This is a genomic window from Nocardia vinacea (assembly GCF_035920345.1).
Lineage (GTDB): Bacteria > Actinomycetota > Actinomycetes > Mycobacteriales > Mycobacteriaceae > Nocardia > Nocardia vinacea_A.
The window spans coordinates 1,800,255-1,824,907 of the sequence record NZ_CP109149.1 but is presented as its reverse complement, the minus strand read 5'-3'; the positions used below and the strand labels follow the sequence as shown (position 1 = coordinate 1,824,907).

At 67.4% G+C, this 24,653-nt stretch carries 23 protein-coding genes; 11 read left to right on the top strand and 12 right to left on the bottom strand.

What is annotated here, in order from left to right; genetic code table 11:
- Positions 1–5 precede the first annotated feature (5 nt).
- Both OIE68_RS08665 and OIE68_RS08660 read left to right on the top strand, forming a co-directional pair.
- Positions 6–533 carry a hypothetical protein gene (locus OIE68_RS08665; protein WP_327098862.1) on the top strand — a complete coding sequence of 176 codons (528 nt, stop codon included), beginning with the start codon at positions 6–8 and terminating at the stop codon, positions 531–533.
- Positions 534–2,627, top strand: coding sequence for an MMPL family transporter (locus tag OIE68_RS08660; protein ID WP_327098861.1), 2,094 nt, complete (start codon positions 534–536; stop codon positions 2,625–2,627).
- Positions 2,628–2,648: 21 nt separating this feature from the next.
- On the opposite strand, the gene OIE68_RS08655 is transcribed toward OIE68_RS08660, so the two are convergent.
- From OIE68_RS08655 to OIE68_RS08635, 5 genes are all read right to left on the bottom strand, one after another.
- Entirely contained in the window at positions 2,649–3,512 is an 864-nt protein-coding gene (locus OIE68_RS08655; protein WP_419150690.1) for a heme ABC transporter ATP-binding protein, read from the bottom strand.
- A 454-nt stretch (positions 3,513–3,966) separates the two neighbouring features.
- Entirely contained in the window at positions 3,967–5,040 is a 1,074-nt protein-coding gene (locus tag OIE68_RS08650) for an iron ABC transporter permease (protein WP_327101615.1), read from the bottom strand.
- 38 nt (positions 5,041–5,078) lie between these two features.
- Positions 5,079–5,222, bottom strand: a complete 144-nt coding sequence (locus OIE68_RS08645; protein ID WP_327098860.1) for a hypothetical protein — start codon at positions 5,220–5,222, stop codon at positions 5,079–5,081.
- Positions 5,223–5,395: 173 nt separating this feature from the next.
- Entirely contained in the window at positions 5,396–6,433 is a 1,038-nt protein-coding gene (locus OIE68_RS08640; protein WP_327098859.1) for a heme/hemin ABC transporter substrate-binding protein, read from the bottom strand.
- Positions 6,434–6,461: 28 nt separating this feature from the next.
- Complete coding sequence (locus OIE68_RS08635) at positions 6,462–7,439, bottom strand: aldo/keto reductase (RefSeq protein ID WP_327098858.1); 978 nt, start codon at positions 7,437–7,439, stop codon at positions 6,462–6,464.
- A gap of 237 nt (positions 7,440–7,676) precedes the next feature.
- Between OIE68_RS08635 and OIE68_RS08630 the strand changes: the two genes are divergently transcribed.
- The 4 genes from OIE68_RS08630 (at position 7,677) to OIE68_RS08615 (ending at position 10,820) form a co-directional block, all read left to right on the top strand.
- Positions 7,677–8,606 (top strand): undecaprenyl-diphosphate phosphatase, encoded by a 930-nt coding sequence (locus OIE68_RS08630; RefSeq protein ID WP_327101614.1) that lies wholly within the window; start codon positions 7,677–7,679, stop codon positions 8,604–8,606.
- Positions 8,607–8,622: 16 nt separating this feature from the next.
- Positions 8,623–9,378, top strand: a complete 756-nt coding sequence (locus OIE68_RS08625; RefSeq protein WP_327098857.1) for a histidine phosphatase family protein — start codon at positions 8,623–8,625, stop codon at positions 9,376–9,378.
- A gap of 71 nt (positions 9,379–9,449) precedes the next feature.
- Positions 9,450–10,034, top strand: coding sequence for a DUF3090 domain-containing protein (locus OIE68_RS08620; protein WP_327098856.1), 585 nt, complete (start codon positions 9,450–9,452; stop codon positions 10,032–10,034).
- A 3-nt stretch (positions 10,035–10,037) separates the two neighbouring features.
- On the top strand, positions 10,038–10,820 hold the full coding sequence (locus tag OIE68_RS08615; RefSeq protein ID WP_327098855.1) for an SCO1664 family protein: 783 nt from the start codon (positions 10,038–10,040) through the stop codon (positions 10,818–10,820).
- Between the two features lie 324 nt (positions 10,821–11,144).
- Here OIE68_RS08615 and OIE68_RS08610 read toward each other — a convergent pair whose 3' ends face one another.
- Positions 11,145–12,017: an LLM class flavin-dependent oxidoreductase gene (locus OIE68_RS08610; protein ID WP_419150689.1), complete on the bottom strand. Its 873-nt coding sequence runs from the start codon at positions 12,015–12,017 to the stop codon at positions 11,145–11,147.
- A gap of 238 nt (positions 12,018–12,255) precedes the next feature.
- Between OIE68_RS08610 and mshC the strand changes: the two genes are divergently transcribed.
- Together mshC and OIE68_RS08600 are read left to right on the top strand one after the other, a co-directional pair.
- Complete coding sequence (gene mshC / locus OIE68_RS08605; RefSeq protein WP_327098854.1) at positions 12,256–13,494, top strand: cysteine--1-D-myo-inosityl 2-amino-2-deoxy-alpha-D-glucopyranoside ligase; 1,239 nt, start codon at positions 12,256–12,258, stop codon at positions 13,492–13,494.
- A gap of 182 nt (positions 13,495–13,676) precedes the next feature.
- The gene (locus OIE68_RS08600; protein ID WP_327098853.1) at positions 13,677–14,741 is read left to right on the top strand and encodes an MBL fold metallo-hydrolase; all 1,065 of its coding nucleotides are present in this window, start codon (positions 13,677–13,679) and stop codon (positions 14,739–14,741) included.
- A gap of 71 nt (positions 14,742–14,812) precedes the next feature.
- Here the strand turns inward: OIE68_RS08600 and OIE68_RS08595 are convergent, their stop codons facing one another.
- The gene (locus OIE68_RS08595; protein ID WP_327098852.1) at positions 14,813–15,475 is read right to left on the bottom strand and encodes a TetR/AcrR family transcriptional regulator; all 663 of its coding nucleotides are present in this window, start codon (positions 15,473–15,475) and stop codon (positions 14,813–14,815) included.
- Positions 15,476–15,593: 118 nt separating this feature from the next.
- On the opposite strand from OIE68_RS08595, the gene OIE68_RS08590 reads away from it, so the two are divergent.
- Together OIE68_RS08590 and OIE68_RS08585 are read left to right on the top strand one after the other, a co-directional pair.
- Positions 15,594–17,015, top strand: a complete 1,422-nt coding sequence (locus OIE68_RS08590; RefSeq protein WP_327098851.1) for a cytochrome P450 — start codon at positions 15,594–15,596, stop codon at positions 17,013–17,015.
- The gene (locus OIE68_RS08585; RefSeq protein WP_327098850.1) at positions 17,012–17,200 is read left to right on the top strand and encodes a ferredoxin; all 189 of its coding nucleotides are present in this window, start codon (positions 17,012–17,014) and stop codon (positions 17,198–17,200) included. Before OIE68_RS08590 ends, OIE68_RS08585 begins: the two co-directional genes overlap by 4 nt.
- 74 nt (positions 17,201–17,274) lie before the next feature.
- Here OIE68_RS08585 and fadD11 read toward each other — a convergent pair whose 3' ends face one another.
- From fadD11 to OIE68_RS08570, 3 genes are all read right to left on the bottom strand, one after another.
- Positions 17,275–19,089: a fatty acid--CoA ligase FadD11 gene (gene fadD11, locus OIE68_RS08580; protein WP_327098849.1), complete on the bottom strand. Its 1,815-nt coding sequence runs from the start codon at positions 19,087–19,089 to the stop codon at positions 17,275–17,277.
- 184 nt (positions 19,090–19,273) lie between these two features.
- Positions 19,274–20,428 carry a class I SAM-dependent methyltransferase gene (locus OIE68_RS08575; RefSeq protein ID WP_327098848.1) on the bottom strand — a complete coding sequence of 385 codons (1,155 nt, stop codon included), beginning with the start codon at positions 20,426–20,428 and terminating at the stop codon, positions 19,274–19,276.
- Positions 20,429–20,999: 571 nt separating this feature from the next.
- Positions 21,000–22,169 (bottom strand): lipase family protein, encoded by a 1,170-nt coding sequence (locus tag OIE68_RS08570; protein WP_327098847.1) that lies wholly within the window; start codon positions 22,167–22,169, stop codon positions 21,000–21,002.
- A gap of 173 nt (positions 22,170–22,342) precedes the next feature.
- Between OIE68_RS08570 and OIE68_RS08565 the strand changes: the two genes are divergently transcribed.
- Positions 22,343–23,056 (top strand): dienelactone hydrolase family protein, encoded by a 714-nt coding sequence (locus OIE68_RS08565; protein WP_327098846.1) that lies wholly within the window; start codon positions 22,343–22,345, stop codon positions 23,054–23,056.
- 109 nt (positions 23,057–23,165) lie between these two features.
- Here the strand turns inward: OIE68_RS08565 and OIE68_RS08560 are convergent, their stop codons facing one another.
- Positions 23,166–23,948, bottom strand: coding sequence for a crotonase/enoyl-CoA hydratase family protein (locus OIE68_RS08560; RefSeq protein ID WP_327098845.1), 783 nt, complete (start codon positions 23,946–23,948; stop codon positions 23,166–23,168).
- Between the two features lie 38 nt (positions 23,949–23,986).
- On the bottom strand, positions 23,987–24,646 hold the full coding sequence (locus OIE68_RS08555) for an enoyl-CoA hydratase-related protein (protein ID WP_327098844.1): 660 nt from the start codon (positions 24,644–24,646) through the stop codon (positions 23,987–23,989).
- Positions 24,647–24,653: the final 7 nt, after the last annotated feature.

The following is a 24,653-nucleotide window of genomic DNA, read 5'->3' as shown; positions in this document are numbered from 1 at the left end:
TGGTGATGCCAACCACACGATTCGTCCGTTCCGCGCTGACCGCGGCCACCCTCGTCGCGGTGGCTGCGGCGTGCAGCACCGGACCGGACGAGGCCTCGGTCGATGCCGCGCGGTCCTCGGCCAATGCCTCGCTGTCGTCCTCGATCGCGACCTCCTCGAGCGCCGCGCACCGGCCGCTGCCGACGGCCGCCGAATTGGACGCGCAGATCAAACGCGCCCTGGATCCGGGGCTGCCCGACTCCGAGCGCACCGACCTCATCGAGGACGGCGCGGCCTTCCGCGACGCCATCCCGGATATGTACAGGGCACTGCAGGACAATCCACGCGCCATCTACGGCGTCACCGACCCGGTCTTCGACAACCGCGACGGCACACTTACCGCGACCATGCGGCTGGACAAGGACGGCACCGGCGCCGCGGTCCGCACGACCGTCGTGCACTTCGTGCTGCTCGACGGCAAGTGGAAGATCTCGCGCACCGACCTGTGCGGCATCCTGCGCTCAGCCGACTACCGCACCGCGGCCTGCGGCTAGATGATCGAATCCGGCTCACTGCGGTGGGGACGTCTCATCCACCGCCACCGTTATCTGGTGCTGGGCATCGCCATTGTCGTGGTGCTGCTCTCGGGCTGGTACGGCCGGGATCTGGCGGACCGGCTGACCCAGGAGGGCTGGTTCGACGAGAGCAGTGAATCAGTGGCCGCCGCCAAGATCGCCGATGCCACCTTCGGTCGCGATACCGACAGCGACATCATCCTGCTGTACACCGCGCCCGAGGGGATGACGGTCGACGACCCGACAGTCCGTGCGGCAGTGACGAATTCGCTGAAGCAACTGCTGGCACGTCACCCCGACCGGGTCCTGAAGATCGACAGCTACTGGGACAGCCCCTTCGCCGCGCAGGCCACCGACGCTTCACACTCGCACGCCTTCGCCAGCGTCGGATTGCGCGGGGAAGGCACCGCGACAGTCGAGAACTACACCGCGATCAAGAATGAGCTGGGCGCCGGGCACGCGGGTGGTGGACCCGGCGGCACCACGGTGCAGTTGGCCGGGCTGCAGCCGATTGTCGAGGGCATCAATCAGGGCATGCAGGACGATATTCGCCGGGCCGAGATCATCGCGCTGCCGATCGTGGCGATCCTGCTGTATTTCGTTTTCGGCGGGATCGTCGGCGCATTGCTGCCGGTGCTGATCGGCGGGATGACGGTGCTCGGCACCCAGGGCACCATCCGGATGCTCACCGATCACATCGACGTGAATGTCTTCGCCAGTGCGGTGGTCACTTTGGTGAGTCTGGGGTTGGCGATCGACTACGGGCTGTTCACCGTGACCCGGTTCCGGGAGGAGTTGGCCGCCGGGCACAGTGTGGAGGATGCGACGGCGCGCACCGTCGCCACGGCCGGGCGCACCGTACTGTTCTCGGCCGCGATCATCGCGATCAGCTTGGCGGCGTTGTTCATCTTCCCGAACGGGGTGTTGCGGTCGGTGCCCTATGGCGGCATCAGTTCGGTGCTGCTTGCCGCGCTGCTGTCGGTGACGGCGCTGCCCGCGGTGCTGAGCATTGTCGGGCGGCGGATCGACCTGTGGGGTTGGCATCGATTCTCGCGCACCAAAACCGAGGCGCAGATCGACGCCGGATTCTTCTCACGGTTGGCGACGCGGGCGATGCGGCGGCCGTGGGCGGTGGTGGTGCCGGTCGTGCTCGGGCTGCTCGCACTGATCGTTCCGATTCGCAATATCGAGTTCGGCGGGATCAGTGAACGGTATCTGTCCGAGGACAATCCGGCGCGGGTCGCGCAGGAACGGTTCGACGAGTTGTTCCCGAGTTTTCGCACCGAGCCGATCAAACTGGTGGTGGTGGGCGCGAATCCGCAGCAGCTCAGCGATATCCGCTACGAAGCCAGCCGGATTCACGGTCTAACCGGTCGTTTCGAGCCGAGCGCGCCGACCAAGGACGGGATCAATGTGCTCAACGCCGGTCTCACCGACAAGCGCAATGCGGACGCGGTGATCGATGCGGTGCGGGCGATTCCGGAACCTTCCGGGGTGGACATCATGGTGACCGGGGTGCCCGCGCTCGAGCGCGACAGCATCAATGGGTTGCTCGTGCGACTACCGTTGCTGGTGGGTCTGCTGGCGGCTGCGGCGTTGGTGATGTTGTATCTGGCATTTCGTTCGATTGTGTTGGCACTCAAGGCCGTTTTGATGAGCGCATTGAGTCTGGCCTCCACACTGGGCGTGCTCACCTGGGTATTCGTCGAGGGGCACGGGGCCGGGATATTCGACTTCACGCCGGGACCGCTGATGTTCGCGGTGCTCGCGTTGATCGTGACGGTGGTGTTCGGGCTGTCCACCGACTACGAGGTGTTCCTGCTGTCGCGGATGGCCGAGGCGCGCGCGGACGGCGCGTCGCCGCCGGAAGCCATCCGTTACGGCATCGCCCATACCGGCGGCGTCATCACTTCTGCCGCAGCGATTCTCATCGTGGTGACCGGCGCGTTCGGCTTCTCGGATCTGGTGTTGATGAAGTACATCGCCTACGGCATGATCGCGGCGCTGGTCCTGGACGCGTCCGTGGTCCGCATGCTGTTGACACCCGCGGTGCTGAAGCTGATCTGGCGTTGAGTGGCTGCTCAGCAGACGGCGTCAGCGGCGGACGGGCAAGACCAGTTGAGCGCCGGTTATCGGGTGGTTGAGGACCTCGACGGGGTGTTGGTAGACGCGGGTGAGGAGTTCGGTGGTGAGGATTTTGCGGGGTGGGCCGTCAGCGGCTATGCGGCCGGATTCCAGGACCGCGACTCGGTCGGCGTAGGCGGCAGCGATACCGAGGTCGTGCAGGACGACGACAACTGCGGCGCCCGCGGCGGCTCGGGCGGTGGCCAGGCGCAGCACCGCTTCTTGGTGGCCGAGGTCGAGGGCGGCGGTGGGTTCGTCCAGTAGCAGTGTTCCGGTGTCCTGGGCCAGGACGCGGGCCAGGGCGACACGGGCGCGTTCACCACCGGAGAGCGTCGGAAATGCCCGGGCGGCAAGGTGTTCCACGTCGGCGGCGGTCATGGCGGCGGCGATCCGTTCGTCATCGAGGTCGCGCCGCTCGGTCCGCACCCACGGCGCGCGACCCATGGCGACGACCTCACGAGCGGTGAACGGGAATCCGACGGTGTGACTCTGCGGCAGTACCGCCCGGCGCCGCGCCATATCCAGATGCGACCAGTGGCCCAGCGCCCGCCCATCGAGTTCGATCGTGCCCTCGCTCGGCTCCAACTCACCCGCAAGCGCCGCCAACAGTGTCGACTTGCCCGCCCCGTTCGGCCCCACCAACGCCACGATCTCGCCGGCGACAACGTCGAAGTCGACGGCTTCGAGGACCCGGCGCGTATGGGCCCCCGAAGCCCCACGCCTGTCGATGCTCACTCCGCTGGCCCGAAGCGTAACCGCACCCCGCGCCGGCGGCACCGGCAACTCATGTGTCCGCGCGAACACCGAACTCAATCCCTCCAGCACCCCGCTCACACCTGCGCCCCACCCACGGGCTCCGGGGTGTACGCCCGGCCGACGCCGACGATCCTGCACGCCCCTTCGCTGATAATGCTGCCTCGCAGCGCCGACGGGTTCGGCATCCCGCCGTGCACTGCCGGTTGGCTGATCGGTGCGGCCCGCCCGTCGACTCCCGGCCCGCACCCCAGCGTCGGCGCGCGACGCCACCAGGAATCTGCGCTCGACCTGCCTGGTTGACCCGCCGTCAAGCTGCATCCCGATAGCCCGCTAGCTGTCACGTCGCCGCGGCGGCACCGATTGACTCCCACGCCGCCGAACGACCCGCACCCCTCATCTGGATCCGCATCTGTTGTCGGTGACCACAAGTGGTGATGATCCTGGGAGAAAGTACGAATGCTTCGGGGCAAGGGAGCGCGACGACACACGCGGACGGCTTGTGGATCGGTTGTACCCCAGGAGATTTCGTGTCTCATGCCCAACCTCCCGCACGAGCACGGGTGCGGCGCAGCAGCCAGAAGAAGAAGGGGCCGCCGATGAGGGAGGTGAGCATGCCGAGGGGGAGGTCGGCGTTGTGGACCAGGGAGCGGGCGGCTACGTCGGCGGCGAGGAGCACAACCGCGCCGACGATGGCGCTCAACGGGATGAGGAGGCGGTGGGCGGGGCCGACGAGCATGCGGACCACATGCGGCACGATCAGTCCGACGAACAGCACGATGCCGGTGAAGGCGACACCCGCTGTGGCGAGGACGGCGACCACGACAATGACGTTGCGCCGCAAGCGCTCCACGTCGACGCCCAGATGTCGCGCGGCGGATTCGCCGAGGGCGAGCAGGTCCAGACGGGGTGCGATGAGGACCGCGGCGAGAATGCCGAGAGCGGCCAATGGAGCGACGACGTGCACCGCGTCCCAGGTGGCTCCGTTGAGACTGCCCAACTGCCAGAACACGATCTGATCGCGAGCGGCGGGGGTCGCGATGAACAGCAGGAACGCGATCAACCCACCCGCGAAGGCATTGATCGCGACACCGGTGAGCACCAGCGTGACCACCTCGGTGCGCCCATTCGATCGCGACAGCAGATAAACCAGCAATGTGGTCAACAGCCCCGCAGCGAATGCGGCCGCCGCCACCGACCACGCCGCCACGAACGCACCGCCCACCACGATCACCGTGCCCGCACCGACCGCCGCCCCTGCCGACACTCCGATCACACCGGGTTCGGCGAGCGGATTCGCGAACACCCCCTGCAGCAATGCACCCGCTGTCGCCAATGCGGCCCCGACCAGGATCGCGAGTACCACGCGGGGAAACCGCACTTCCCACAGCGTCACCTCACCCGCCGGATGCGCGGGCATCGGCCCCCAGTCCAACCCGATCCGATGCAGCACACTGCCCGCGACCTCGGCAGGCGTCGTCGGCACCTGCCCGATCGCCGCCGACGCCAGCGCCAACACCACCAGCGCCGCTACTGCCGCGGCGAACACGATCGCGGTCCGCGACCATCCCCGCGACTTCGGCGCGACCGGATGCGGACTGTGTGGCATCGCCGAGTCGGTCGCGGTTGTCCCAGTGGCCCTTTCGTTCACACCCACACCTGCCCGATCGCCGCCGGCAGCGCGGCCACCGCTGCTGCGAACACGATCGCGGTGACCGAGGGCACTCGCGACTTCGGCGCAATCGGATGCGGATTACGCTGCATCGCCGAGACGGTTGTCCCCGTGGTCATTTCGCTGACGCTCACAGTCCCCGACGCTCGGCTCCGCTGTTCGCGAAGTGCGCTCGTGGTCCGCTCGCGCGTCACGGCACCGCTGCGATGTCCGGCTGCACATCCGCAAAGTGCCGCCTGCACTCGACCGATGTTCCCGAGCACGGCCCGATCGCCGCACCGTGACGCGCCGCTCATGCGGGCTCGGTGCCGTACACGGCCGCACTGAGGGCGGCGATCACCCGGCCGGTGTTCGGGCCGAAACTCAACACCACCGAGTCGGCCATATCGACCACGCGCTTGTTGCGCCCGGCGGGTGTCTGCGCGATGCCGGGCACCTTTTCCAGGCCGTCGACGCCGCCGACCGACTTCAGCCCGTCCGACATCACCAGCAGCACATCCGGCGCGGCCGCGATCATGGCCTCACTGGTGATCGCGACGAACGGCTCGGTCAACCCGGCCTCGGTGCCCGCGTCGCGCGCGCCGAGTGCGGCGATGAGGGCGTCGGCGCCGGAGCCGGGTCCGGCCAGCATGGTGATGGCGGTGCTGCGCAGGTAGAGGAAGGCGATGGTGAGGGGTTTGTCCTGCTTGGGCACCGCGGCACTGGCGGCGGCGATTTCGTCACGGGTGCGCTGAGCCAGGGCCTGGCCGCGATCGGGTACGCCGAGTGCGGCGGCGACCGCCTCGATCTGCGGCACCACGCCGTCCATGGTGCGCTGCGGATCGAAGTAGACGACCGTCACCCCGGCTGCGCGCAGTTGCTCGCGCACCTGCGGGGCGGCGCTGGTGCTGTCGGTGAGAAAGACCGAAGGACGCAGTGCCAGAACGGATTCCACGTTCAGCGAACCGCTGCCACCGGTCACGATGGGCAGATTCGCGACCGCGGGAAACCCGGCCGCGGTACTGCGCCCGACCAGTTTGGCGCCCATGCCCAACGCCCAGACCGTCTGCGCGAGGGTGCCGAAGCGGTCGGCGGCGATGATGCGGCTGGCATCGGTGACCGTGACTTCGGCCCCGTCGAAGGATCGGACGGACGCGGGCAGCGTGGGTGTGGGTTCGGGCCCGATCGGCACCGGATCGAGGTTCTCCAGTTTCGCGGTGACCGGCCCGCGGCCGCCGCTGAGGGTGGCATCACTGTCGGTTCCGCAGGCCGAACCGACCAGCAGGGTCAATGCCAGTACGGCCAGGAGGGAACGCACCCCGCCGGATCGGACACGGTCGAGAAACCTCATGCAGGTAAGGCTAGCCTCCCTCATCGACTCACCCTGCCGCGCGTGCGCTGACATCGTCGAGCGCGGCCGCGATGGCACGCGGCAGTTCCAGTGTCTCGGCGGCCAGCACCCCGGTGAGCTGCCCGATATCGCGCGCGCCGACGATCATGCTCGCGATGCCGGGACGGTCGCGGATCCAGGCGAGGGCAACGGCCAACGGTGAGGTGGCCAGCCCGTCGGCGGCAGTCACCAGCGCCTCGACCACCCGGGTCGCGTGGTCATCGAGCCGGTGCCGGATCTCGGCGGCGGTCGCCTCATCCGCACCGCGCGAATCGGCGGGCACCCCGTCGCGGTATTTGCCGGTGAGAATGCCTCCGGCCAGCGGCGCGGTGGCGATCAGCCCCACACCGTGATGTCGAGCAGCCGGAATGAAATCGGTTTCGGTGTCACGGACCAGCAATGAGTACGGGGCCTGCGCGACGGTGACGGGCGCGACCGCGGCGAGGCTGGCGACCTGCCAGGCATTGAATCCGCGCGCACCCGCGTAGCGGACGCGCCCGGAGCGCACCGCGAATTCGAGAGTGGCGGCGACCTCATCGAGCGGGGTCGCCGGATCCCACGCGGCGACATGCCAGATATCGAGATAGTCGGTACCCAGTTCGAGCAGTGTCCGATCGAGCTGGCGTAACAGCGCGCGACGCGAGGTGTCCACGGCCGGACGCACCGGCTCCGGCTCGGGCACGGTCGGCCCTGCGGGTGCGGGCGTGATCTGCGGCGCGACACCCGCGCAGCCGCTGAGCACCAGATCGTCGCGGGAGACCAGATCGCCGAGCAGTTCGGCCAGAATCCGTTGTGCCGCGCCGCCGGCGTAGGCGGGGGAGGTATCGACCAGTGTGCCGCCGGCCTCGGCGAACGCCACCAACTGCACCGCCGCATCGTCGGTATCGGTATGCGCACCCCAGGTGTGGGTCGCAAGTCCTATCCGGGACACCCGTAGGCCGCTGCGGCCGACCGTCCGCTGTTCCATCACCGTGCCCGCGCAATCGTCACGGCGCCAAGCCTAGAGTGTGGATACGCAACTCGACGCCCACCAGCACCGTGGGTCGCGCCGTCGAGCCGGGCATGCTGCCACCATCTCGACACTGTACTGTCGCTGCGTGATTGCGGCGGTGGTCACAGTGATGCGATCGATCGCCGGACCAATTGCCCAGTAGGAACACAATTTTCGGGCGGAAGTGGAGGCTGGTTCGTGGTCGGCGAGTCGATGACCTGGGTGCAGGCCTTGATACTTGGTCTGGTGCAGGGCCTCACGGAGTTTCTGCCGATCTCTTCCTCCGCGCATCTGCGCATCGTGTCGGCGGTGTTCTTCGGCGATGACGCGGGCGCCTCGTTCACCGCCGTCACCCAGTTGGGCACCGAGGCCGCGGTGCTGGTGTTCTTCGCCAAGGACATCTGGCGGATCATCGTCGCGTGGTTCGCCGGCCTGCGCGATCGCCTGACCGAGCGTGGCCGGCCGGAGCTGCCGCTGCACGACCAGCCCACCATGCGGCTCCCGGTCATCACCGCTGATCACAAGCGCATCCTGGACGAGCAGGCGCAGCGTGAACTCGACTACCGCATCGGCTGGTATGTGATCATCGCCACGATCCCGATCGGTGTGCTCGGGTTTCTTTTCAAGGATCAGATCCGCACCGGCGCCCGCAATCTGTGGTTGGTGTCGTTCATGCTGGTCGCGTTCGCGCTGGTCATCGCGGCCGGTGAGTACTACGGACGCAAGATCCGCCCGATCGAGCAGCTGACCACCCGCGACGGTTTGATCATGGGCTTCGCGCAATGTCTGGCCCTGGTCCCGGGTGTGTCGCGTTCCGGTGCGACCGCGACGGCGGGTTTGTTCCTCGGGCTGGAGCGCGAAGCGGCCGTGCGGTTCTCGTTCCTGCTCGCCATTCCCGCTGTGACGGCATCGGGACTGTTCAGCCTGCCCGACGCGTTCGAACCGGCGGGTGAGGGCCTCAATGCCAGCGGACCGCAGCTGCTGGTCGCGACGATTCTGGCGTTCGTGGTCGGGTATGCCTCGGTCGCGTGGCTGTTGAAGTTCGTCGGCAAACATTCCCTGGACTGGTTCGTCGGCTACCGCATCGTGCTCGGGCTGACGGTCATGGGCCTGCTCGCGGGCGGAGTGGTACCGGCGACATGATCGTTAGGCTGTAGCAATGACGGTGATCCTGCTGCGGCACGGTGTTTCGACCTCGAACACCGCCCGCACCCTGGCCGGGCGCAGTGCGGGCGTCGATCTGACCGAGCACGGCGATACCCAGGCCCGCGCCGTCGCCGAACGGCTGGCCTCGCTGCCGATCGAGCACATCGTGCATTCGCCGCTGCTGCGCTGTCAGCGAACGGTCGCACCGCTTGCGGAAAAGCTCGGTCTGGAACCGGAGTACGACGATCGGTTGATCGAGGTCGACTACGGCGACTGGACCGGCAAGGCGATCGCGGATCTGCTGACCGAACCGCTGTGGAAGGTGGTGCAGCGGCACGCCTCGGGGGCGGTCTTCCCCAGTGGCGAAGGTCTGGCGCAGGTGCAGATCCGTGCGGTGGCCGCGGTGCGCGAGCATGATCGACGGTTCGCCGAGAAGGCCGGTCACGACGTGCTGTGGGTGGCGTGCACGCACGGTGACGTGATCAAATCCGTGCTCGCGGACGCGCTCGGCCTGCATCTCGACGGTTTCCAGCGCATCGTGGTCGAACCCGCCTCGCTCAGTATCGTGCGCTACACCCCGACCGCGCCGTATGTGGTTCGGCTCAACGACACGGGGGCGGATCTGTCCGGTTTGGCAATCAAACCGCAACAGCCCGCCTCGGCTTCCGGGTCGCCCGCAGAGACCGAAGCCGGTCCGGTTCCCGGTGGCGAGTTGGGTGGTACCCCGAGTGCGGATAATGGGAATGCGGAGCTTCGAGATTCCTTGTAAACGAGTAGGTGGCGTGTTGCAGTGTCCAGCGCCGCGGGTAGTCGATCAAGGTCACGTATCAGGAGGTGCAGATGTCTCGCGCAATCCACGTATTTCGCACCCCCGATCGTTTTGTCGCCGGGACCGTCGGTGAGCCGGGCGATCGCGCGTTCTACCTGCAGGCCGTGCAGGAACCACGGGTGGTCAGCGTGGCGCTGGAGAAGCAACAGGTGAAGGTGCTCGCCGACCGGATGGGCCTGCTGCTCGACGAGGTCGCGCGCCGCTTCGGCGCCGAGGTGCCGCCGCAGGCCGAGGACATCTCCGACAGCGACCCGCTGGTGACCCCGATCGACGCCGAGTTCCGGGTGGGCACCATGGGCCTGGGCTGGGACGCGGATGCGGGCGCGGTGGTGGTGGAACTGCTGGCGATCACCGAAACCGAGGTCGACGAGTCGGTGGTGCTCGATGACACCGAAGAGGGTCCCGACGCGGTGCGGGTGTTCCTGACCCCGATCCAGGCGCGGGAGTTCGCGTTGCGCTCCACCCGGGTGATCGCGGCGGGCCGGCCGCCGTGTCCGCTGTGCGGGGAACCGCTTTCGTCGCGCGGGCATATGTGTGTGCGAACCAACGGATACAAGCGCGGGGATATTTTCGGCGCGGCCGAGCTAGAGGAGTAGTCCGTGGCCGAGCCTCGGTGGCACACCGCGGAATTGACGGTGATAGGTCGGGTGACGACCGCGAGCAACGTCACCCTCGTCTGCGATACGGACGGCGTTCGCGTGGTCTACAAGCCGGTGCGCGGGGAGCGGCCGCTGTGGGATTTCCCGGACGGCACCCTGGCCGGGCGTGAGGTGGCCTCCTACCGGGTCTCGGATGCGCTCGGGTGGGCTGTCATTCCGGAGACGATCCTGCGCGATGGCCCCTACGGGCCGGGGATGGTGCAGCGGTGGGTGGAGTCGGTGGACAACCACACCGATCAGGGCGACCGGCTCGATCTGGTGGATCTGGTGCCGTTGGGTGCGGTGCCGGACGGGTTCTGTGAGGTGCTGCGCGCCCAGGATCCGGCGGGTAACGAGGTGTCGCTGATCCACGCCGACGATCCGCGACTGCAGCGGATGGCGGTGCTCGATGTGCTGCTCAACAATGCCGACCGCAAGGGCGGGCACGCGTTGGAAGGTGTCGACGGGCAGGTCTACGGCGTCGACCACGGCATCTGCCTGCACAGTGAGCACAAGTTGCGCACGGTGCTGTGGGGATGGGTGGGTAAACCCATCTGTGACGCGCTGATGGCCGATATCGCCGCCTTCGCGAAGGCGCTACCCGGTGCGCTCGCCGATGCGCTCGCACCGCATATCACCGATGCCGAGATCGATGCGCTCGCCGACCGCGCGCAGGAGTTGCTGGACAATCCGGTGATGCCGATGCCGAGGACCTCGCGGCCGATCCCGTGGCCCGCGTTCTGAGTCGTGCGTTGCCCGCGATAGCGGACGGTGCCATGTTGCATCGAATGCCAAGGCGCACGGGCTGCCGATGCGGTGGCTGCGTGGGGCACTGACGTCCACCCATCGTGGCGACGGGGCCATTGTCGGGCTCGCGCGATGAGCCCGGCACGATGGCAGCTGGCATCATCTCCGCGATCATTCGCACCGATCAGATCGCGGTGGCGGGGCGACGTGGGGTCGGTGCGGCCGGACGATATCGCGACGCTGGTCTACACCTGCCGGTATCGCCGGAAGTCCGAAGGGCATCTTCCGGCGCCGGTAAGCCGACCCCGGCTCGTACCGCGCTCAGCTCATCAGCGGGCGGACCTCGGCCCCGGCGAAGCGGACGAATTCGATCAGATCGGGATCGTCGTCGGTGGGTTCGAGGACTACGGTGTCGGCACCTGCCTCGGCGTAGCGGCGGACGGCGTCCGCGATGGCCTGTGCGTCGCCCGCGACACCTGCCTCGGGCGGATGCTCGCCGGAGTTACGTTGCTGGGCGGCTGTCAGGCGTTCGGCCGCGTCCGGGCCGGTGGCCGTGAGCAGGTTGACGATGACCCGATGTGGTGCGGTGCGTGCGGCTTTCACGCGGCCTTCCTCGATGCGTGCGCGGGCGGCGCGGACGCCGTCGGGGGTGGTTCGCGAGGTGAGGATGGTGGCGTCGGCGAGTTCGCCGGACAGGCGCAGTGTCTGTGGACCTGTCGCGGCGGCGGTGATCGGTGGGGGTGTGGTGGGCGGCCAATCCAGGGCGACATTGTCGAGGCGCACGTATCGGCCTGCGGCACTGATCTTCTCACCGTTCAGCAGGCCGCGCAGCGCACTCAACTGTTCCCGCAGCAGCGTCATCGGCGATTCGACCCGCGCACCGATCTGTCCCATCCAGTCCTGCACACCGTGCCCGAAACCCGGAATCACCCGGCCCGGATGCAGCCGCAGCAGCGCCGCCACCTCCATGGCGGTGAGCGCGACATTCCGCAACGGCACCGGCATCACCCCGATCCCGACGCGCACCCGCTCGGTCCTCGCCAACACCGTTGCGGCAGTGGCGATCCCGCCGGCCCAGAAGCAGTCCTCCCACAACCACAGTTCTTCGAGACCGCTGGCCTCGGCTGCGGCCGCCACCGCGAGCAAACGTTCCGGGGAAACCTGGGGCATCGACACCGCACCGAGAACAGTCACCCGTCCAACCTAGCGCGATCCCACTCGGCCCCGGCTGAATTCGGGTGCTCGGCGCTCACAGCAAACTCAGCGACAGTGACCTGCGCCACTCGCGGCAATTCGATCCACCAGACGGCAACCATTGACATCCGGCTTTCGCGACATCGGGGCAGGTCAGATCCGGGGTCGTTGCCATACAACCTACCGTTCGGAGCAGGGTGCGGCGCAATGGCCGCCACCACACCTCTACCCTCGAATCATGCAGTCCTGGTCCGATACCGCCCTACCGACTATTCCCGGAGCAGGGCCACCGTTGCGGTTGTACGACACCGCCGACCGGCAGGTTCGCCCGGTGACCCCGGGCCCTACGGCCACCATGTACGTCTGCGGGATCACCCCCTATGACGCCACCCATCTCGGGCATGCCGCCACCTACCTGACCTTCGACCTGGTCAACCGGTTGTGGCGCGATGCGGGCCACGAGGTGCACTACGTGCAGAACGTCACCGACGTCGACGACCCGCTGTTCGAGCGCGCCGCCCGCGACGGTGTGGACTGGCGCGATCTGGGCACCCGCGAGATCAATCTGTTCCGTGAGGACATGTCCGCCCTGCGCATCGTGCCGCCGCGCGACTACATCGGCGCCGTGGAGTCCGTCGACGAGGTCATCGAATTCGTGCAGAAGCTGCTGGCCTCGGGCGCGGCATACACGGTCGAGGATGCCGAATATCCGGACATCTACTTCCGCGCCGATGCCACCGAACAGTTCGGCTACGAATCCGGCTACGACCGCGCAACCATGGAACGGCTGTTCGCCGAACGCGGCGGCGATCCCGACCGTCCCGGCAAGCGCGACACCATCGACGCGCTGCTGTGGCGCGCCGCGCGGCCCGACGAGCCGTCGTGGCCGGCGCCGTTCGGTGCCGGGCGACCCGGTTGGCATATCGAGTGTGCGGCGATCGCGCTCAACCGCGTCGGCCCCGAATTCGATATCCAAGGCGGCGGCAGCGACCTGATCTACCCGCATCACGAATACTCCGCCGCACACGCCGAGGCACTGATCGCGGGCCGCCGCTTCGCCCGCCATTACGTGCACGCCGGTCTCATCGGCCTCGACGGCGAGAAGATGTCCAAATCGCGCGGCAATTTGGTGCTTGTCTCCAAGCTGCGCGCCGCGGGCGTCGACCCTGCCGCGATCCGCCTGGGCCTGCTCGCCGGCCACTACCGCCGAGACCGCATGTGGACCGATACCGTCCTCGCCGACGCCACTGCCCGCCTGGACCTGTGGCGTCGAGCGACCAACCACACCTCCGGCCCCGCCGCCGAAGACACCGTCGCCCGCCTGCGCCAACACCTCGCCGACGACCTCGACACCCCGAAAGCCCTTGCCGCCGTGGACAACTGGGCCAACCAAGCCCTGAACTACGGAGGCCGCGACCCGGCCGCCCCGGCATTGATCGCGACCGCCGTAGACGGCCTGCTGGGCGTGCAGCTGTAGTCTCGCGGCTGAGATACTCGATCGGTTCCGCGATCGGGCGTGTGACGGCGAAAATGCTTGCGTGCTGGGCAATATCGGCTCGACGGCAGCGCCGAAAGCACGTTGGGATCGGGGTGCGTGTTGTTCGGGGAGTTGATCCGTGGTGTTGTACATAGGTGTGCGGCGTTCATCCTCGGGGCTTGGTGGGGCGGTGGTCCGCGCTCGGTGATGTGATCGGCGCTGGGGCCGCGGGTCGGTTGCAGGCCTCGGCGGCACCCGCGGATCCGCGGACTGTGGCGGCGCGGGTGCGGTTCTTCGGGGCCGACGTCGTGGATCCGGATACGGGTGCGGTGCGTGCGGATCGGGTGGTGTTGTCCTGGGTGGGGTGCACGACCTACGCGTTCGCTATGGCCGGGTCGGTGTTTCTGCTGGATGCGTGGGTGCCGCGACTGACGAGCACAGGTTATGTGCCCGCGACGGCACAGGATCTGGCGGATCTGGCGCCGGAAGCGATATTCATCGGTCACGGGCATTTCGATCACGCCGCCGATGCGGGTCGGATCGCCGAAGCGTCCGGGGCGGTCGTCTATGGAACCGCCGATCACGGCGTGAATATCCGTGCGCAGGTGGCCGATTCGACATTCCGGACGGTCGCGCTCGGGGACGGGGCTTCGCTGCCCGGCGAGCGGCACGAGTTCACCGTGGGACCGGTCGAGGTCACCGCGGTCCGTCACGTGCACTCCGCGCCCACCGCTCGCGAACGGCCCGGTGGGTCCGCGCCGTTCTTCCCGCTACCGGAACTGCGCGCTCTGGTGCGGCATCCACCCACGCTGGCCGGTGTCCTGCAGAGTGTGCCGCGTCTCAAGGATCCGGAGGGCGGCACTCTGCTCTACCAGTTCCGCGTCCCCGGGTTCTCGCTGGTCTGGCACGATTCGGCGGGTCCGCTCACCGAGCGGGCCCCGCGGGTCTTCGACGTCTTCGCTGACCTGCCACCCACCGATCTCCAGATCGGCGCGGTTCAGGGCTTCAACCAGATCACCAATGGTCTACGCGACCCCCGCCGCTACATCGAGGCCATCCGCCCCAAACTCTTCGTCCCAACCCACCACGACAACTGGCTCCCGGGCCTCACCGCCTCCGCCGCCACCTACGACATTCCACTGCGCGGCGAACTGGCCCGCATCCCTACCGACCACCGCCCGGACCTGCGCCCCCTCCACGACCCGGTCGACTACATCAGCCCCCAGCGCCTGACGTTCCCGCTGTAACCGCAACTCCCACGACACCTGACAACCCGCGCACCTTTTGCTTCGCCCAGGCATCCGGACGGCAACACCGTTCAGGGGGCTGGTCTGGGTGGGAGGCGGGCGGCCATGGTGGCCAGGTTGTCGGCGAAGGTGAGGACGAATTCGACGCAGAGGTCGATGAGTTCGTCGCGGGTGAGGTCGATGCTGCCGTCGAGCCAGGCGAGGACCAGTTCGGCGGCGCCGCCGGTGATCATCAGCGAGACCGCGCGCACGAGGGTGTCGCTGCCCGGTGGTGGGTCGAGCAGGGCGCGTTCTTGATCGGCGACGACGTCGGCGATGGTGCGCATGGCGGCGGCGCGGCGGCGCATCAGGGTTTCGCTGCCGTGGGCCTCGGCGAAGGCGATGCGGGCCCGGCGCGGGTCGTCGATAACCGAGGTCACGATGGCGGTAACGGCCGCACGCATTTTGGCCGGAATGCCTTCGGGTGCCGCGGCGAGGGCCTCGAGCGAGCTGTGGATTGCGGTATCGATGATCTCGTCGTGCACGGCGGCGGCAAGGGCGTCGAGGTCCCGGAAGCTCTCGTAGAAGAAGCGTGGGCCGACTTTGGCCTGTTCACAGATTCCACGCACGGTGGTCGTCGCCCAGCCCTGGGTGCCGATGATCTCCAGGCCCGCATCCATCAGGCGACGGCGGCGTTCCTCGCGCCGCTGCTCGGCGGAGGTGCCGCGGTAGATCCCGGTCGCTGCCCGTGTCACAGGCTCAGTATGCCGCAGGCAAATCAGGAAACAACCGTTTACGGAAACCATTGATTCCTGTATGGTGTGGATCACACGATTTTCGCAAGGATGCGAGAGGACGACCATGATGTCGACGATGGGCCGACGGGCAAAGTACGCCGCATCCGTGCTGGCCGAGCGTTATCCGTCGCGGACCCGAGCCCTCGCCGAACCACCCGCCGATAGCGAATTGCGGCCGATACTAGGCGATTACGGCTTACCGGTGATCGGGCACGCCCTCCCAGCCATGACGGACAACCTCGATTTCGCGCGGCGGCGCGTCGAGAAATACGGTCCCGTGCAGTGGTCCGGACTGCTCGGGCGGCAGGTCGTGATGGTGGTGAGCCCGGAGGCGATCGAAGAGGTGCTCGCGGACCGGGACAAGGTGTATTCCGCCAAGCGCGGCTACGACTTCTTCATCGGACCGTTCTTTCGTGGCGGCATCCTGCTGCGCGATTTCGACGAGCACCGATACCACCGGCGCATTCTGCAGCAGGCCTTCACCCGGCCGCGACTGGTCGGCTATCTCGACATCACCACACCGGCGATCGCCCGCGGTATGGATGACTGGTTGCCCGCCACTGACTTTCAGCTTTTCCCGGCGACGAAACATCTGCTGCTGCGCATGGCGTCGGAGGTGTTCATGGGCGCACGCCTCGGTCCCGAGGCGGCGCGCCTCGAGCGTGCGTTCATCGATGCGGTGCGCGGCGGGCAGGCGCTGGTGCGCACCAATCTGCCCGGCGGTGTGTGGGCGAAGGGCTTGCGCGGGCGCAAGGTGCTCGAGGACTACTGCCGCCGGGAAATGCCCGCCCGACGCGCGGGCACCGGTGACGACCTCTTCAGCGTGCTGTGCCACACCGCCAGCGATGAGGGCCATACGTTCACCGATCAGGACATCGTCGACCATCTGATCTTCGTGCTGATGGCCGCGCACGACACCAGCACCATCGCGCTGGCGATGATGGGCTATCAACTCGGTCTGCATCCGGAGTGGCAGGACCGGCTGCGCGCCGAATCGCAAGCGCTGGGTAAGGATTCGCTCGATTACGATGACCTCGACCGGCTGCCCGCCCTGGATCTGGTGTTCAAGGAGATCCTGCGGATGTACTCCCCGGTCGGTCAGCAGATCCGGGAGACGGTGCGCGACACCGCGATCCAGGGCCACTTCCTACCCGCGGGCACCATTGTCGTCATCGGCTCGCATTCGGCGATGCGTATCGATCGCTGGTGGCACGACCCTGATGTCTTCGATCCGGAGCGTTTCACCGCCGAACGCCAAGAGGACAAGTCCCACCGCTACGTCTGGGCGCCCTTCGGCGGCGGCGCGCACAAGTGCATCGGCCTGTACTTCGGCGGTATGACCGTCAAGGCGATCATGCATCGCATGCTGTTGCGCTACCGGTGGTCGGTGCCCGCCGGATATGTGCCGCCGATGGGCTGGGCGACCGGCCCCATCCCACTCGACGGCCTCCCGATCCAGCTGCAAGCCGCACGCGTCGAAACCCGGCGGCCCGCATGAGAATTACCGCTGACCGAACCCGCTGCCAGGGCCACGGCATGTGCGAAGCCTTACTCGCGCACATCTTCCAGGTCGACAACTCCGGCAAAGTCCGCGTCCTCACCGACCCCATCCCCACCCCCGACCACCCCGATGCCCAACTCGCCATCGACACCTGCCCCGTCGAGGCGCTCCGCGCCGAGTGAGAATGTACTGGTGGCGGGGCGCTCTCGACGTTTGCCGCCGCCGTTATCCGGTGATCGCTTGTCCGGGCGCTGGGTCAGACCTCGGAGGGGATTTGGGTGGCTGGTTCGTGGGTGGTGGCGGATTGTGTCGGGGTGTAGAGGGTTTCGATTTCGGTGGCGTATTTGGCCGCGATGGGCTTGCGGCGCAGTTTCATGGTGAGGGTGATTTCGTCGCCGCCGGGCTCCCAGAAGGTGGGCAGAATGGTGAACCGTTTGATCTGTTCCACTCTGGACAGTTTCGCGTTGCCTGCGGCGATGCCCTGGGCGATTTCAGCGATGACGCCCGGGTCGGCGGCCAAGGCGGGGGCGGAGGCGTCGGGCAGACCGCGTTGAGTCGCATAGGGTGTCGCGGATTCGGCGTCGAGCACGATAAGGGCGGTGTTGTAAGGGCGGGCGTCGCCGATGGTGACGATCGAGCCGACCAGCGGGGTGGCGGCCTTGATGGTGTTCTCGATATTGGCCGGGGACATATTCTTTCCGGCCGCGTTGATGATGAGTTCCTTTTTGCGGTCGACCACGCGTAGGTAGCCGTCGGCGTCGCGGGTCAGGATATCGCCGGTGTGCAGCCAGCCGTCGGTGTCGATCGCATCGGCGGTCTTGCCCGGCTCCTTGCGGTAGCGCTTCATCACGAGCGGTCCGCGGACCAGGAATTCGCCGTCGTCGGCGATTTTGGCTTCCGAACCGGGCAGCATGCGACCGACGGTGCCCAGGCGCGCCTCGGCGGGTGGGCTGGCGCTGGCCACACAGGTCAGCTCGGACATACCCCAGATCTCGGAGATGGGGACGCCGAGACCGCAGAAGAAACCGAGGGTCTCCGGCGGGATCGGCGCGGCGCCCGACATCGCCCACTTGACCTGGTCCAGGCCGAGTTTGGCGCGCAGCTTCGACAGCACCGAGTTGTCGGCCTCGGCCCATTCAGCGGCCAGCTCCGCATCGACGGTTCCGCCCTCCAGTAGCACCGCAGCCTTGCGTGCGGCCACACCGAGCGCCCATTGCAGCGCAGCCCTCGTGGTTTCGTCGGGCTCATTGGCGACCGAGAACTCGACCGCGGCCTTGAACTTCTCCCACACCCGTGGCACCGCACCCCAAATCGACGGGCGCGCATCCAATAGCGCCGCGGGCAGCTGGTTGCGGTCGGGCACGACGGTGATCTGAATGCCGTAGTACTCCTGCAGGTACAGCGCGGTGAACCGGTCGGCCATATGCGCGGTCGGCAGGTAGGAGGTCTGCCGGTCGCCGAATTCCACGGGAAGAACGGCGTTGAACGCGTGCGCCTCGGCGGTCAGATTGGCATGGGTGATCTCGACGCCCTTCGGATTTCCGGTGGTACCGGAGGTGTACACCAGCGTCGCGATATCGTCCGGCCGCACCGAACGCCATGTCACCTCGAAGTCGAAATCGTTGCGGCCCTTGGCCTTCAGCTCCGCGAGACTGATCGTTCCCGCGTGCTCGGCATCCATGCACACGATGGTCTCGATCTGCGCCCCGCAGGTGCGGACCCGCTCGACGTACTGTTCCTCGCAGATCACCACCCGATTGCCCGCGTTGCCGAACACATAGTTCAGCTGCTCAGGCGCGAGGGTGTTGTACACCGAGAACGAGGTCGCACCGGTGTGCTGTGCGCCCACCTCGATCGGATAGAACTCCACCCGATTGGCCATCATCAGCGCGACCGTATCCCCGTGCCCGATCCCGAGCGCATGCAATCCCGCCGCGATATGCCGGACCTGCTCGGCGTACTCCCGCCAGGTCAACGTGTGCCCGCCACCGATAGAGCGCACCGCGATCGCGTCGGGATCGATCGCCGCCACCCGCTGGAAGGCGGCACAGGAGGTATTCGGTTCGGTCATCGCACACCACAATCACTACGGCCACATTTTCTTCCCGACCGTAAGTTGCCACCCAACCCTTGCGTGCCGTTTTCACCCGATTCCGCCTTGCCCGTATGCCTTCCGCGGTCGCGGCTGGCGAAGGTTGGCGTCGTGGCAGGTTCCGGCGCGAAGCGGGCCGAGGATCTACCGGGAGCGACCGGGATCAGCCGGTGCCCTTGATGAATCCCGGGTGCCGGCACGGTATCCGGGTGGCCAAGCGCCAGAGGGAGGTCACTTCCGCGGCTCGGGCTGCGTGCAACGGGTCTGTGGTGTCGCGGGGTCGGGAGTGGTGGGGTCGGGTGTCGATCCGGTCGATGATGTGCAGGCCTGCCGAGTCGATGGCGGTGAGGAGTTCGGTGCGGGTGCGCAGGCCGAGGCGTTCGGCCAGATCGGATAGGACCAGCCAGCCCTCGCCGCCGGGTTCGAGGTGAGCGGGCAGGTCGGTCAGGAAGGCGCGCAGCATGGCACTGTTCGTGTCGTAGACGCCTTGTTCGACGGTGGACGTCGGACGGACCGGCAGCCATGGCGGGTTGCAGACGATCAGGTGTGCGCGGCCGTCGGGATACAGGCCTGGACCCTGGACATCGATGCGGGTCGTGAGCCCGAGGCGGTCGATATTGTCGCGGGCGCAGTCGAGTGCGCGCGGATTGATATCGGTGGCGACGATATGGTCGACGCCGCGGCGGGCCAGCACCGCCGCCAGCACGCCGGTTCCGGTTCCGAGGTCGAATGCGGTGTGGTGCTGGACCGGTAACGGTGCCGTGGCGACCAGATCGACGTATTCCCCGCGCACGGGAGAGAACACCCCGTAGTGCGGGTGGATCCGCGCGCCGAGGGCCGGTACCAGGACACCGTTTTCGCGCCACTCGTGCGCCCCGATCGCGCCGAGTAGTTCGGTCAAGGCGATCACCATCGGCTCATGCGCGGACCCATACGCCTCGGTGCATGCCTGGCGAACGTCGGGCGCGCGCCGCAATGCCAACGAATGGTCCGGCTCCAACTGCACGATCAGCCTGCCCAGCACCCGTGCCCGCTGCCCACGAGCCCGCCGATAGAGGTGAAAGGATTCGGCCGGTCCCTCGCCCGCCGGTACGGGTTTGCGATCGATCCGGCGGCTCAGTGCCCGCAACAGTTGACGAGCGTTGTGAAAATCGCCGCGCCAGAGCAGCGCTGTCCCCTGGCAGGCCAGGCGATAGGCGGTATCGGCACGCATACGGTCATCGGCGACGGTGACCTGCGCGGGCGCTGCCGCCGCGCTTTCGGAATGCCACTGTGCGCTGTGGTCGGTATCTGCTTCGGTCCAGTGAATGGTCGACATGGGGTGCTCCTCGTGATCGGACGTGCGTTGACACGGCGAGCACTTCGACGAGGAGCGGGAGAACGGCCTGAGTCAGCCGGAGCTGTCAGGACGGACTAGCGGTCCCGCGTCGAAGCGCGAGCACCGAAGTCGCCGAGGACCATACCGAGCATCATGAGCAGCCCTTTCCCTGAGTCGACGTCTCGAGAATCGCACACGAGCCGCTGCCACCACGCACCGGGTCCGAACAAGGGCTCATCACGAGGTATTTCTTCGCCGCAACCCCCGATCAGTATCGGTGTTGTGAACCCGAGGCGGCCGCATCTTGGCAGTGACCTGACCCGTCGCGTCGGCACTGCACATGTACCGAATCGCCTTCCGCCGCAAAGCTTCCCAATAGGTCGCCCGCCTCGGCTCCAGTTCCTCCCGCTCGGTGCGGGACCGAGTGGGGACTCACGTCCGAGCACATCTGCGTTCGCCGCTCGCAATGGCTGGCCTGCGGACGAAATTCTCGACAGCTGAATCGATTTCGATGAAAGCGCAACCGACGTCGAATCTGGTCTCGGGTGCCGGGAACGTCGGCCGAATGCGGTCAGGCGACGCCCATCCATTTGTCGATCTGATCGATTGCCCCGGGTGTGAACGCGCAGGTGATGTGGTCGCACGGCAGCAGGGTCAGTGACACGTCCACACCGGCGCTTTTCCACTGTTGCTGGAGTGCTTGCGCGCCTGCGGCGGGAATCCATTCGTCGAAGAGGCCGTGCCACAGGTAGATCGGCATCGTCGGGGTCAGTCCGCCGACCTTGGTTTCGCGGTAGATCCGCTGGACGACTTCGGTCGGGTACGGGTCGACTTTGGTCAGCGTGCGCACCGCCACCGGCGCGGCGCCGAGGAGGGCGGCGCTGGAGCAGAGGTTCTTGCTCTCCTGGGCGGTCCGCACCCCGGTGTCGTTGAGCAGGTCGAACGCCTCGGGTGTGGCTCGGGCCACCCCGAGCGCCGCCATCAGATACAGCGCCGCGGCGGGCGGTTTCCCGTCCATCGTTTTGCGCAGCAGGCTCAGGTCGGCGGGTGTGCCACCGGCGGCGGCGCCGAGGATCCGCAGTTCGGGGGCATATGTGGGTTGCAGCTGTGCGGCCCATACGGTGGCGATCGCGCCGCCGCTGTAGCCGATCATCGTGGTGGGGCTGCCGGCCAGTGCGGCTGCCGGAAACTGTAGTGCGGCACGGATTCCGTCGAGCACTTCGCGAGCCTGGGTGGGTCCGTGTGCGTAGGCCATCTTGGGGCCTTGGTAGTCGGTCATCACGACCGCGTAACCGTGCCCGAGCAGTTGGCGGGTGATATCGGGCGCCTCGATGGAGACCGAGTGGGTCAGTTGGTAGGACGGATTGCATTGGAGTCCGACGCTGTCGATCGCGTAGTCATTGCTGACGACGCGCCCGTTCCAGGTCTTCGGTTTCATGATCGTGGTGAGCGCCGCGATCGAAGTGCCGTCGGCGGCAGTGGATTTGAACCACACCTGCCAGGCGGCGAAGTCGTTGGTGGCGGCCAGCGGCGGCAGAATCTGCACCGATCGCGACGACAGGATCGCGCCGTTGGGCAGAGCGTCGGTATTGAAATGCTGATCGAGGTAGGCGTCGCCGGTCGGGTCGGGATCGAATTTCGCGTAGTCACCGCTGTCGGCCGCGACCAGGGGCGAGGCCGCGAACATGGTGAGCGCCAGGGTGGTCGCGACGGAGAGGGCGCGCCACGGCAGCCGAAACATGAACAATTCGCCTTTCGCTCGAACAACGCGCTGACCGGGGACACCGCGTCGGCAGAGGTTAAACCAACCGGGGCCGCGACACCGCGGATTTCACGATCAACACCGAAATTCGCGTCGCGCGAAAGGGCGCGCCATAGCTGTACATGTCTGGGACAGTGGCTTACATTGCTGGCATGAACACCATCGAGCTCGACGCACCGGACGGCGCTCTCGAGGCGATCCTGGCCCGCCCGACCGGGGACGGTCCGTGGCCCGGTGTCGTGGTGCTCCACGACGGTGTGGGCTTCGGCCCGGATATCCGCAGCAATGTCGAAATGTTGGCCGACTACGGCTATCTCACGATCGCCCCGAACCTGTTCGCCAATGGCCGGGTGCGCTGCATCCGCGCGGTGATGCGGTCGCTGATCTTCACCGGCGCCAGCCCCGCGATCCGGGAGATACTCGCCGCCCGCGACCGCCTGGTCGCCGATCCCGGCTGCACCGGCAAAACCGCGGTCATCGGCTTCTGCATGGGCGGCGGCTTCGCATTGCTCACCGCGCCAATGGGTTTCGACGCGGCCGCACCGTTCTATCCGGGCCTCTACGGCGACTACCGCGCCCAACTCGAGGGCGCGTGCCCGGTGGTTGCCAGCTACGCCCAGCTCGATCCCTCGCTCCTGGGCGCGGGCCGCAAGCTCGATCGTGTGCTGACCGATCTCGACGTCGAGCACGACATCAAGACCTACCCGGGCACGATGCACGGCTTCGCGAACGTCTTCGGCATCGACCCGGTCCTGCGGGTCGCCGGTCTGGGCTACGACGCCGAGGCCACCCGCGATGCCTGGCGCCGGATCTTCGCCTTCTTCGACAAGCACCTGACGGACACTCCGGCCAGCGGATCCGAGTAGCGCGGCCGCCGGCCTCGGGACGAGCCACACCCTGGGCCCACCACGACTGCCGCATGCTTCGGAGCGTATCCCTACCGCCGGAGATGACTTCCGGCGAAAACCTCGGCCATCATTGCCCGTGCCACCGCGGCGCACGCTTCTCCGCAAACGCGCGCGGCCCTTCCAGCGCGTCCTTGCTCGCGAAGATCGGTCCCGCCTCCCGGAAACTCATCTCCCACATCGGCGCATCCCAATCGGAGCCGAATTCGTTGCTGCGGTGCATGATTCGCTTGGACGCGCGCACCGACAGCGGCGCGTTGGCGGCGATCGTCTCGGCGAGCGCTATCGCGGTGGGCAGCACCTGATCGGCCGGGATGACCCGGTTGACCAACCCCCAGTGCGCGGCCGCCGCGGCATCGATGGGCGCTCCGGTCAGCACCATCTCGTGGGCGATCTTGGGCGGGATCTGACGCGGCAGCCGCAGCACACCGCCCGCGGCGGCGAACAGCCCACGGGTGACCTCGGGCAGTCCGAGTTCGGCTTCGGCGCTCATCACCGCGAGATCGCAGGCCAATACGATCTCGGTACCGCCGCCGAGGGCGAATCCGTTGACCGCGGCGATGAGCGGTTTGTCGATGAAATGCTGGACCAGCCCGGCGAATCCGTACTCCGGATGCTGCGGGTCGTGGATTCCGTTACCGCGAGCCAGTTCCTTGAGGTCCGCGCCCGCGCAGAATGCGCGACCGGCACCGGTGATCACCCCGGCCCGCAGGTCCCGATCGGCCGCCAACTCCTCGAGTGCCGCGCCGACGGCGATCGAGAGCGCGGAGTTCACCGCGTTCATCGCCTCGGGCCGGTTCAGCGTGATGATCGCGATATGGCCCTGGCGTTGCAGGATGGCGGCCTCGGTCATGTCGGGCTCCTCTGTTGATGTGTGCCGAACCTACCTTCTTACGAGCCGGATTCGGTCAGCTCGGCGACGACCGGACCGAACATGGTGTTCTTGATCGCGCCCAGTGTCGCGGGATCCTTACCGCCGAGCGGAGCGAGCATCGCGAGAGCGGCGGTGGCGACCGCGCCTTCGCCCGCGGTGGCGTCGACGATATCCAGGTCCGAGGCATCGATGCCGCCGAAGCGGCGACCGGTGGTCATCGAGGCCACGGCGGCCTTGGGTGTCAATTTGGACTGGATCAGCGCGGCCATGCCCGCGGTGAACGGAATGTGGACATCGACCTCGGGCAGACAGAAGAAGCCGCGGTCGGCACGCATCACCCGATAGTCGTGGGCGAGGGCGAGCATGGCGCCGGCGCCGAAGGCGTGCCCGGGCAGTGCGGCGGCGGTGGGAATGGGCAGGGTGAGCACGCGGGCGAACAGGGCCTGTACCCGGCCGATGTACCACTGGGTGCGGTCACCGTTGGCGACCAGCCAGTCCAGGTCGAGGCCGTTGGAGTAGAACTTGCCGCTCGCGGTGGTCACCAGACCGTGTGCATCCTCGGCGAGTGCGGTGTCGAGGTGGGCGTTGACCGCGTCGAGAAAGTCCGGGGTGAAACGGTTTTCGTCGTCGCCGAGGTCGAGAACGGCGATCTTTTCGTGGTAGCTCAGTGTGCTCATATTGTTC

What these genes read in the sequence shown, in the direction of transcription:
- OIE68_RS08665 (WP_327098862.1), top strand. Translation starts at nt 6, where the DNA reads ATGCCAACCACACGATTCGTCCGTTCCGCGCTGACCGCGGCCACCCTC.
- OIE68_RS08660 (WP_327098861.1), top strand. Translation starts at nt 534, where the DNA reads ATGATCGAATCCGGCTCACTGCGGTGGGGACGTCTCATCCACCGCCAC.
- OIE68_RS08650 (WP_327101615.1), bottom strand. Translation starts at nt 5,040, where the DNA reads ATGCCACACAGTCCGCATCCGGTCGCGCCGAAGTCGCGGGGATGGTCG.
- OIE68_RS08645 (WP_327098860.1), bottom strand. Translation starts at nt 5,222, where the DNA reads ATGACCACGGGGACAACCGTCTCGGCGATGCAGCGTAATCCGCATCCG.
- OIE68_RS08640 (WP_327098859.1), bottom strand. Translation starts at nt 6,433, where the DNA reads ATGAGGTTTCTCGACCGTGTCCGATCCGGCGGGGTGCGTTCCCTCCTG.
- OIE68_RS08635 (WP_327098858.1), bottom strand. Translation starts at nt 7,439, where the DNA reads ATGGAACAGCGGACGGTCGGCCGCAGCGGCCTACGGGTGTCCCGGATA.
- OIE68_RS08630 (WP_327101614.1), top strand. Translation starts at nt 7,677, where the DNA reads ATGACCTGGGTGCAGGCCTTGATACTTGGTCTGGTGCAGGGCCTCACG.
- OIE68_RS08625 (WP_327098857.1), top strand. Translation starts at nt 8,623, where the DNA reads ATGACGGTGATCCTGCTGCGGCACGGTGTTTCGACCTCGAACACCGCC.
- OIE68_RS08620 (WP_327098856.1), top strand. Translation starts at nt 9,450, where the DNA reads ATGTCTCGCGCAATCCACGTATTTCGCACCCCCGATCGTTTTGTCGCC.
- mshC (WP_327098854.1), top strand. Translation starts at nt 12,256, where the DNA reads ATGCAGTCCTGGTCCGATACCGCCCTACCGACTATTCCCGGAGCAGGG.
- OIE68_RS08590 (WP_327098851.1), top strand. Translation starts at nt 15,594, where the DNA reads ATGGGCCGACGGGCAAAGTACGCCGCATCCGTGCTGGCCGAGCGTTAT.
- OIE68_RS08585 (WP_327098850.1), top strand. Translation starts at nt 17,012, where the DNA reads ATGAGAATTACCGCTGACCGAACCCGCTGCCAGGGCCACGGCATGTGC.
- fadD11 (WP_327098849.1), bottom strand. Translation starts at nt 19,089, where the DNA reads ATGACCGAACCGAATACCTCCTGTGCCGCCTTCCAGCGGGTGGCGGCG.
- OIE68_RS08575 (WP_327098848.1), bottom strand. Translation starts at nt 20,428, where the DNA reads ATGTCGACCATTCACTGGACCGAAGCAGATACCGACCACAGCGCACAG.
- OIE68_RS08570 (WP_327098847.1), bottom strand. Translation starts at nt 22,169, where the DNA reads ATGTTTCGGCTGCCGTGGCGCGCCCTCTCCGTCGCGACCACCCTGGCG.
- OIE68_RS08565 (WP_327098846.1), top strand. Translation starts at nt 22,343, where the DNA reads ATGAACACCATCGAGCTCGACGCACCGGACGGCGCTCTCGAGGCGATC.
- OIE68_RS08560 (WP_327098845.1), bottom strand. Translation starts at nt 23,948, where the DNA reads ATGACCGAGGCCGCCATCCTGCAACGCCAGGGCCATATCGCGATCATC.
- OIE68_RS08555 (WP_327098844.1), bottom strand. Translation starts at nt 24,646, where the DNA reads ATGAGCACACTGAGCTACCACGAAAAGATCGCCGTTCTCGACCTCGGC.